Here is a 9,337-nt window from a genome sequence, read left to right as displayed (position 1 = left end):
CCCTGCTCGTCGTTGCAAATGCTCGCCATAGCCCGGGCTATGGCTGCGCTTTGCGCCTAGATCAGGTGCCTTTTGACGCGCTGCTCGGGCACGCTCGAAAAGCTCTCAGCCTCTGAGTTCGCAATCAAAATTCGAGTTACATCGGTATCGACGTCACCCCCAGCACGCAACAGCATACGAATCGGCCTGCAATGAAGCACACTGTCAACACCGTCACCCAACGAATCCGCGACAGAAGCGTACGAACCCGCGAGGCCTACCTGGCCCGCGTCGAGCAAGGCATCAACCGACCGCGCGGCAGCGAGCGCATGGGCTGTGCCAACGTGGCCCACGCCTTTGCCGCGCTGCCCAGCGACGACAAGCTGCGCATCGTCGCCGAACGCGCCCCCAACATCGGCATCGTCAATGCATACAACGACATGCTGTCGGCGCACCAGCCATATGAGGGCTACCCCGCTTTGATTCGCGACGAAGCACACAAGCAGGGCGCCACGGCGCAGGTGGCGGGTGGCGTGCCGGCCATGTGCGACGGCGTAACCCAGGGCCTGCCGGGCATGGAGATGAGTCTTTTCTCTCGCGACACGATCGCCATGGGGACGGCCATCGCGCTGACGCACGACGTATTCGATGCAGCGCTGCTGCTTGGCATCTGCGACAAGATCGTGCCGGGGCTTTTGATAGGCGCCTTGCATTTCGGCCATCTGCCGTGCGTGTTCGTTCCAGCCGGGCCGATGAGCAGCGGCTTGTCCAATACCGACAAGTCCAAAGTGCGCGAGCAGTTTGCGCAAGGGCTGATTGGGCGCGACAAGCTGCTCGAAGCCGAGTCCGCCGCGTACCACGGCCCCGGTACCTGCACCTTCTACGGCACGGCCAACAGCAACCAGATGCTGCTCGAAGCGATGGGGCTTCACGTGCCGGGCGCTGCGTTCGTTCACCCGCATGCCGAACTGCGCGAGGCGCTGACGCGCGAGGCCGTTCGCACGGTGCTGTCCATCACCAAGGCCAGGCGCTTCACGCCCATCGGCAAGCTGGTCGACGAGCGCGTGATTGTGAATGCGATGGTCGCCTTGCTGGCGACCGGTGGCTCGACCAATCACTTGATCCACTGGGTCGCGGTGGCTCGCTCGGCGGGCATTCTCATCGACTGGACCGATTTCTCCGAGTTGTCGCACGTCACGCCGCTTTTGGCGCGCGTGTACCCCAACGGCAGCGCCGATGTGAACCAGTTCCAGGCGGCAGGCGGGCCGGGTTTCGTGATTCGCGAACTGGTGAACAGCGGCGTGATGCATCCAGACGTGGTTACGGTGGCCGAGGGCGGCATCAGTGCCTATACGCGATTGCCTCAGCGTGAAGGCGATCACGTGGGCTGGGCTGACATGCCGCCGCAAAGTGGCGATGAGAGTGTCGTGCGGACGGCGGCAGCGCCATTTGGCGAGACGGGCGGTTTGAAGCTTCTCACCGGCAATCTCGGCCGATCGGTCATCAAGGTGTCCGCGGTGCCCGAACACCGCCACATCATCGAAGCGCCCGCCCTCGTCTTCGAGACTCAGGAGCAATTGCTTGCCGCTTTCAAGGCAGGCGAACTCGAAAAGGATTTCGTCGCCGTCGTGCGCTTCCAGGGGCCGCGCGCCAACGGCATGCCTGAGTTGCACAAGCTCACGCCACCGCTTGCTGTGCTGCAGGGCAGGGGCTTCAAAGTGGCGCTCGTCACCGACGGCCGCATGAGCGGTGCGTCAGGCAAGGTGCCGGCAGCCATCCACGTGAGCCACGAAGTGCTGGCCGGCGGCCCGTTGGGCAAGGTGCGCAACGGCGACATCATCCGGCTTGACGCGGTGATCGGCACGCTCGAGGCGATGGTCGACGAGAAGGAATGGGCGAAGCGCGATGTCGCGGTATTGAGCGACAAGCAGCGCGACGTGAACTCCCACGGCTTGGGACGCGAGCTCTTCGGCGGGATGCGGCACAACGTGCTGACGGCGGAAGAGGGGGCGGTGACCTGGCTTTGATCTTGGCTGTCCGCGTGCGCCCATTCGACAGGATGCACGGACCTTCGCTTTGCCTACCCTACCCAACGAACTTGAATCGAATCGACGAATGCACACACTCGAACTTGCAAGTCATGGCCCGGTGATTCCGGTCATCGTCATCAACCGGCTCGAAGATGCCGTGCCTCTTGCGCAGGCCCTCGTCGACGGCGGTGTCAGGGTGCTCGAAGTGACGATGCGCACACCAATCGCACTCAAGTGCATGGAGGCCATCGCCCGTGCCGTGCCAGGCGCGATCGTCGGCGCCGGCACCGTGCGGAACGTGGCCGACGCACAGGCCGCGAAGAACTCGGGTTGTCAGTTCGCCGTCAGCCCGGGCTACGTGCACGATGTCGGCGTCGCCTGCCTCAACCTCGGCCTGCCGCTTCTTCCGGGCGTTGCCACCGGCAGCGAAGTGATGCAGGCCAACATCGACGGCTATCACTTCCTCAAGTTCTTCCCTGCCACGGCGGCGGGCGGAATCCCCATGCTCAAGGCACTGGCCGGCCCCTTCCCGGACGTCGTGTTCTGCCCCACCGGCGGCATCACGCCCGAAACTGCACCGCAATTTCTCGCGTTGCCCAACGTGCGGGTGTGCGGCGGGTCGTGGCTGACGCCGCAGGATGCCATCGATGCAAAGGATTGGACGCGCATCACGCAACTGGCCAAGGCGACAGCGCAGTTGCGCAACGCCTGACGGCCCTCGGTGGGGTCGTGACAAATGCATCAGTTCGGACTGTTCGCGTCCCGCACATAAGGGATGCGTGACGGCTTGCTTGGCATGACAATGACTTCGTGAGCCGGTGGAACGGGCGGCGGGGCAGGGAGCGAAGAAACAAAGCACAGGGGCGCCAGTCGGCGCCCCTGATGTCTTTTGGGCCCCGAACGATCAGTGCGCGGCGGCTTGCTCGATGAGCTCGATCTTGTAGCCGTCTGGGTCGGTGATGAATGCGATCACCGTCGTGCCGCCCTTGACCGGCCCCGGCTCGCGCGTGATGGCCCCGCCCAGGGCGGCAGCCTTTTCGCGCACTGCCGAACACGTGGCGACCACGTCGGGCACGCCGATCGCGATGTGGCCGTAGGCCGAACCCAGGTCATAACGGTCGACGCCGTAGTTGTAGGTGAGTTCGATCTCCGCATGCTCCGGATTGCGGCCGTAGCCCAGAAACGCGAGGTCGTATTTCTGGTCCGGCCTTTCAGTGGTTCTCAGCAACTGCATGCCCATCACATCGGTGTAGAAGCGGATGGACCGTTGCAGGTCGCCAACGCGAAGCATGGTGTGGAGAAGTCTCATGAACTTATCGCGCATCGAGAGTGATGCGGGTTATGGTGGCGTGGGCGAACAGTGTGCCATCGCGCCCTAGACGGGCACCGTGTAATTCAAGGTCAAGCGCCCACCATCCACGTACACGATCTCTCCTGTCATGTACGTCGACGCACTGCTCAACAAGAACGCCGTCACGTCTGCTATTTCACCGGGTTCGCCGAGCCGCTTCATTGGCGTGCGGCTCATGATGCGCGCCTTTGCTTCGTCGCTTCCAAGCACCGCATTCTTCGACAACTCGGTGGCGATCGTCCCCGGCGCGACTGCATTCACCCGGATGTTCTTGTCGGCCAGCGACAGCGCCATCACGCGCGTCAACTGATTCACACCGCCCTTGCTCGCGTTGTAGCTCGCGATGCTCGGAATCGCCATCACGCCGTTGACTGAGCTCATGTTGACGATGGATCCGCCGCCCGTCTTCACCATCTCGCGCGCCACCGCCTGGCCGACGAGGAACGAGCCTTTCAGGTTCACGTCGATGACCGCGTCCCAATCGGCCTCAGTGATGTCGAGAAAGTCCGCGGCCTTGAAGATGCCCGCGTTGTTCACGAGCGCATCGATACGGCCGAAGGCGGCGAGCGTGGTGGCCACCGCGGCATCGACCTCGGCTTTCTTCGCCACGTTGCAATGCACGTAGACGGCACGTGCTCCACCTTCGACGAGCCGGTCGGCGAGTGCCTGACCGCGCGCGTCGTCCATGTCCCACAGCGCCACGGCTGCACCGTCACCCGACAGTCGCTCGGCGCAGGCCGCGCCGATGCCCTGGCTTGCGCCTGTGACCACGGCCACCTGGCCTTGGAGATTGAAGTGAACGGTGCCCACGAGAGTCTCCTTGTCGTGTTGTTCGGTAAGTTAATGTGGTTGGCTGCGATCGAGCCAGATGCCCATGCCTTGTGCATTGAGTTCTATGTCGAGTGCGAGCAGGTCCATCGCCTGCGCATCGCTCATCGTGCAGCCGCTGATGCGAAGACGCTCACGATAGATCTCGACGAGCCCCGCGCGCAAGGCCTCATGGCGATGGGCTGAATTCGCGACCGACCTTCCCAGCACAACCATCGCATCCAGCGTGTCGAGAAACTGTTCTCCGAGCGCCTTTACGTTATCGACCGGGCCGAAGTGCGTGAGGTACATCCAATCCGGCTCGAAGGCCAGCATGCGCTTGACGGAGTTGCGCAGGGCCTCGGGATCGAACTGCACCGGCGTCGTCGTCGGAAAGAGGCAGGCGCCGCGCTCGGAGTCGAGCTCGCGGTACGACAGCCCGAAGGTGTCGCCCGTGAAGAAGCCGCGGCTGCGTTCGTCCCAGATGCAATGGTGGTGGCGGGCGTGGCCGGGCGTGTCGATGAAGAACAGCGGGCGGCCGGCGAAATCGAGCGTCATGCCGTCATGGGTGACGATCATGCGCTGCGCATCGACGCCGATCACGTCGCCATACGAACGGGTCAGCTCCTCCTGCCCGTATACGGCCCGCGCGCCGGCCATCAGTTCCGTCGGGTCGATCATGTGACGAGCGCCGCGCGGATGCACGACCAGCTTCGCATGAGGAAGCAAGCGCATCAGCAATCCCGCACCGCCTGCGTGGTCGAGGTGCACATGAGTGGCAATGACATAGTCGACCTGGTCAGGCGACAGGCCCACGGCTTCCAGCGAGGCCAGCAGGCGAGGAATCGAATGGTTCGTCCCGGTGTCTACGAAGGCCGCACGTCCTTTCTCGTTGACGAGATAGCTGGCGTCGAATTGCGGGCGGTGAAAGCCCGTGTCGATGACGTGGATGCCGTCGGCATGTTCGCGGAAAAAGGCTTTGTGGGGGAGCATTGGCATTGAAGCCTCACGGTTTAAGGCATTCTAGGAAAGGTTGAGCTCATGAGTTGGGAACAGGTCTTGACGGAGGCGAAGTTCGATGCGGTGCACGGGGGCGAAACGCGAGATGAAGTGCTCTTGGCGCTGGGCCACCCGGCGGAATCGAAACCGCTACTGATGCAGGGCCGCACGCTCTGGTCGTACCGCTACGATGCGGTGTTCTGCAAGTGGTTCCAGGTCGGACTCGACAGCACCACCGGCAAGGTGGTGGACACGGGTTATGGGCCCGATCCGCTGTGCGACGACTACCAGACCTCAGAAATGCCATGACCATGCCCATCCTCTACGGCATCCCCAACTGCGACAGCGTGAAGCGAGCGCGTGCATGGCTCGATGACCGAGGTATCGAGCACCGGTTTCACGACTTCAAGAAAAACGGTGTGCCCATCGAGCGCATGGAGGTGTGGTTCAAGCACCTGGGATGGGAAGCCTTGCTGAATCGCCAGGGGACGACGTGGCGCAAGCTCGACGATGCAATCAAGGCCGGCGTGACCGACGCGCCATCGGCGCGCGAGGCGATGGCATGGCATTCAAGCCTGATCAGGCGCCCGGTGGTGGAGTGGCCCGATGGAACCGTGACGGTCGGGTTCACGACAGAGACATTCAAGCAGCATCCGGTGGATTGATTCCAGTCTCCGCTGCGAAGCATTGAACCTGTAGCCCGAGGGTTGCGCCGGGCTCTGCATAGGACGCGATGACATCCCCGTCAGGAGCTGGATACATCACATCCCGGCTCTCAGAGGCGGGTTGACCTTTACGCACGCTGGACACGCGGAAAGTTGCGCGTTACTGGCTGTGACGACATTCACTTGCAGTGATGTGAGTTTTCGACCGGCACCAGGGGAGATGGGGGTGATTTTTGAGAGACCCCTCACCCCAACCCTCTCCCCCCGCCGGGGGAGAGGGAGCCGAAATGCGTTACTTCGAAGCGGACCACAGCGAACTGCCCTGTATTGCTCCCTCGCCCCTTCGGGGAGAGGGCTGGGGTGAGGGGCCTGGGCCTCTGAGCAAACATGAACTTGTCATGAGTCAACCCCGCCTTCTTCAAACCTCGCAGGGGAAAAATTTGCTCCAACGGCCATCTTCCGCGTGTCCAGCGTACATAAAGGTCAGCGGAGGCGGGATAGGGAGCCGGTGGGCGGGCGTTCATCCGATCAAGCCGCCATCAACTGCCTCAACACGAACGGCAAGATCCCGCCGTGCTTGTAGTAGTCCACCTCGATCGGCGTATCGATGCGCAGCGTCAGCGTCACACACTTTTGTGTCCCATCCGCCGACGTGATGGTCAGCGTCGCATCCTGCTGCGGCTTGATGTGCGGATCGAGTTCGATGTCGAACAGTTCGTCGCCCTTGATGCCCAGCGACTGCCAGCTCTCGGTGCCTTTGAATTGCAGCGGCAGCACGCCCATGCCCACGAGATTGCTGCGGTGGATGCGCTCGAAGCTGCGTGCAATGACCGCCTTCACGCCCAGCAACTGTGTGCCCTTGGCGGCCCAGTCGCGCGACGATCCGGTGCCGTATTCTTCACCGCCGAAGATCACCGTTGGCGTGCCCTCGGCAACGTACTTCATCGCCGCGTCGTAGATGAACATTTTCTCGCCGCTGGGCTGGAACAGCGTCACTCCCCCTTCTTCGCGGCTGCCGTCTGCGCCCGGCGGAATCATCAGATTCTTGATTCGCACATTGGCAAACGTGCCTCGCATCATCACTTCATGGTGCCCGCGGCGTGAGCCGTAGGAATTGAAGTCGGCCTTCTGCACGCCGTGCGCCTTGAGCCACTGGCCCGCCGGTGACGCTTCCTTGATCGATCCCGCAGGAGAGATGTGGTCGGTGGTGATCGAGTCGCCGAAGAGCGCCATCGCACGCGCGCGCTTCACGCCCACTTCGTGCACCGGCGGCTCCATCGTGAAGCCCTCGAAGAAGGGCGGTTTGGCGATGTAGGTGGATGCCGGCCATGTGTAGACCTGTCCGGCCACGCCGTTGATCTTCTTCCACAGCTTACCCGGGTCGCTCGCCACCTTCTCGTAGTTTTCCTTGAAGGTCTTGGCGTTCATCGCGTACTTCATGAGCGCATAGACCTCGTCACTCGACGGCCAGATGTCGCCCAGATAAATGTCGCGCCCGTTCGTTCCCTTGCCCACGGGCTCGGTCATCAGATCTCGGCAGACCGTGCCGGCAATGGCATAGGCCACCACGAGCGGCGGGCTGGCGAGGAAGTTCGCTTTCAGGTTCGGGTGAATGCGTGCCTCGAAGTTGCGGTTGCCCGAGAGCACTGCCGCGCACACGAGGTCATTCTTGACGATCGCCTCGTTGATCTCGGGCGTGAGGTCGCCGGCATTGCCGATGCAGGTCGTGCAGCCATAAGCCGCGACGTTGAATCCGAGCTTCTCGAGGTAGGGCAGCAGCCCCGCCTTCTCCAGGTAGTCGGTCACGATGCGCGACCCGGGCGCGAGCGAGGTCTTGATGTGTTTCTTGACCTTGAGCCCCGCTTCTACCGCCTTCTTCGCGAGCAGTCCTGCGGCGAGCAGTACACCCGGATTCGACGTGTTGGTGCAGGACGTGATCGCCGCGATCAGCACGTCGCCGTTTTTGATGCTCAGCCCTTCACTCGTCGTGAAGTCCTGCGACAGCTTTTCGGCCGCCTGATTGAACCCGTTCTCTGCAGGCGTTTTCGAGAACAGCGATGCGAACTGCATCTTCACGTTGCCGAGTTCGATGCGATCTTGGGGACGCTTCGGCCCGGCAAGGCTGGGCGCCACCGTGCCCAGGTCGAGTCGCACCACCTGCGTGTAGTCGATGTCCCCCGAGCGCGGAACGCCGTACAGTTCCTGCGCCCTGAAGTAGCCCTCGAAGGCTTCGATCTCCTTCGCGGTGCGCCCGGTGCCCCGGAAGTAGGCGATGGTCTTGTCGTCCACCGGAAAGAACCCCATGGTCGCGCCGTATTCGGGCGCCATGTTGGCAATGGTGGCGCGGTCCGGAACTGCGAGGCTATCGGTGCCTTCGCCGAAGAACTCGACGAACTTGCCGACCACCTTTTCCTTGCGCAGGATTTCAGTCACGGTAAGCACGAGGTCGGTCGCCGTCACGCCTTCACGCAGCCTCCCGGTTAACTCGAAGCCCACCACGTCGGGCGTCAGGAAGTACACCGGCTGCCCCAGCATGCCTGCTTCCGCCTCGATGCCGCCCACGCCCCAGCCCACCACGCCGATGCCGTTGATCATCGTCGTATGGCTGTCCGTGCCCACGAGCGTGTCCGGGTAGTGGACCTTGTCTTCAGTCTTGTGCACGCCGCGCGCGAGGTATTCGAGGTTGACCTGGTGCACGATGCCAAAGCCGGGCGGCACGACCCCGAAGGTGTCGAAGGCCTGCATGCCCCACTTCAAAAATTCGTAGCGCTCCTGATTGCGCTGGAATTCGAGCTTCATGTTGAGATCGAGCGCCTGCTTGGTGCCGAAGTAGTCGACCATCACAGAGTGATCGACCACGAGGTCCACCGGCACCAGCGGCTCGATGGTCTTCGGATTTTTCTTCATGCCGGCCGCGACGTTACGCATCGCACCCAGGTCGGCCAGCAGAGGCACGCCGGTAAAGTCCTGCAGCACCACGCGTGCCACGACGAAGGGAATCTCATCCGTGCGCGCAGCGTTCGGCTTCCAGTTGGCAAGCTCGGCCACGTGCTCGGACGTGACCTTCTTGCCATCGCAGTTGCGCAGCACGCTTTCGAGCACGATGCGGATCGCGACAGGCAGGCGGCTCACGTTCGGATAGGTCTTCGCCAGTTCCGGCAGAGAGAAGAAGCGTCCCTCTCTTCCTGACCCTGCGTCGAAGGTCTTGAGCATCGTCGCGAAAGCGTGTTTGGACAGATTGTTGGGCATGAGCGCAAACCTCTTGGCGGCAGTGGCGGAGACATATTGTGTCAATAGACAATGCCAGCACGGCGACAGGGCATCAGAGGCTGAGAGTATTTCGATCATGCCCGCTCATCACGCCAAAGGACCCCTGCTCGTCGTTGCAAATGCTCGCCATAGCCCTGGCTGCACTAAACCGCTGACGCGGTAGTGCTGCCGCCCAGTCCGGGGCCGGTTACATGGCGCGGTTCCCCTGGCGCCCTGGTTGGAGAACGATGGAGGGG

8 protein-coding genes are annotated in these 9,337 nt (G+C 62.7%); 4 read left to right on the top strand and 4 right to left on the bottom strand.

Annotated features, from left to right (window positions below; translation table 11 throughout):
* Positions 1-191: 191 nt before the first annotated feature.
* Together edd and eda are read left to right on the top strand one after the other, a co-directional pair.
* Positions 192-2,006 carry a phosphogluconate dehydratase gene (gene edd / locus AC30NL_RS04050; protein ID WP_489462729.1) on the top strand — a complete coding sequence of 605 codons (1,815 nt, stop codon included), beginning with the start codon at positions 192-194 and terminating at the stop codon, positions 2,004-2,006.
* An 88-nt stretch (positions 2,007-2,094) separates the two neighbouring features.
* On the top strand, positions 2,095-2,721 hold the full coding sequence (gene eda, locus AC30NL_RS04045) for a bifunctional 4-hydroxy-2-oxoglutarate aldolase/2-dehydro-3-deoxy-phosphogluconate aldolase (RefSeq protein ID WP_489462728.1): 627 nt from the start codon (positions 2,095-2,097) through the stop codon (positions 2,719-2,721).
* Between the two features lie 192 nt (positions 2,722-2,913).
* On the opposite strand, the gene gloA is transcribed toward eda, so the two are convergent.
* The 3 genes from gloA to AC30NL_RS04030 all read right to left on the bottom strand — a co-directional run bounded on the left by gloA (position 2,914) and on the right by AC30NL_RS04030 (position 5,166).
* Positions 2,914-3,318, bottom strand: a complete 405-nt coding sequence (gloA, locus tag AC30NL_RS04040; RefSeq protein ID WP_489462727.1) for a lactoylglutathione lyase — start codon at positions 3,316-3,318, stop codon at positions 2,914-2,916.
* Between the two features lie 66 nt (positions 3,319-3,384).
* Positions 3,385-4,170: an SDR family NAD(P)-dependent oxidoreductase gene (locus AC30NL_RS04035; protein ID WP_489462726.1), complete on the bottom strand. Its 786-nt coding sequence runs from the start codon at positions 4,168-4,170 to the stop codon at positions 3,385-3,387.
* A gap of 30 nt (positions 4,171-4,200) precedes the next feature.
* Positions 4,201-5,166, bottom strand: coding sequence for an MBL fold metallo-hydrolase (locus AC30NL_RS04030; protein ID WP_489462725.1), 966 nt, complete (start codon positions 5,164-5,166; stop codon positions 4,201-4,203).
* Positions 5,167-5,208: 42 nt separating this feature from the next.
* Between AC30NL_RS04030 and AC30NL_RS04025 the strand changes: the two genes are divergently transcribed.
* Both AC30NL_RS04025 and AC30NL_RS04020 read left to right on the top strand, forming a co-directional pair.
* The gene (locus tag AC30NL_RS04025; RefSeq protein WP_489462724.1) at positions 5,209-5,475 is read left to right on the top strand and encodes a hypothetical protein; all 267 of its coding nucleotides are present in this window, start codon (positions 5,209-5,211) and stop codon (positions 5,473-5,475) included.
* Positions 5,472-5,831, top strand: a complete 360-nt coding sequence (locus tag AC30NL_RS04020; protein WP_489462723.1) for an arsenate reductase — start codon at positions 5,472-5,474, stop codon at positions 5,829-5,831. Before AC30NL_RS04025 ends, AC30NL_RS04020 begins: the two co-directional genes overlap by 4 nt.
* Before the next feature lie 528 nt (positions 5,832-6,359).
* Here the strand turns inward: AC30NL_RS04020 and acnA are convergent.
* Positions 6,360-9,080: an aconitate hydratase AcnA gene (gene acnA, locus AC30NL_RS04015; protein ID WP_489462722.1), complete on the bottom strand. Its 2,721-nt coding sequence runs from the start codon at positions 9,078-9,080 to the stop codon at positions 6,360-6,362.
* Positions 9,081-9,337: the final 257 nt, after the last annotated feature.

It is taken from the genome of Rhizobacter sp. (genome assembly GCA_021153565.1).
Classification (GTDB): domain Bacteria; phylum Pseudomonadota; class Gammaproteobacteria; order Burkholderiales; family Burkholderiaceae_C; genus Albitalea.
This window is presented reverse-complemented; position numbering and strand designations above follow the sequence as displayed.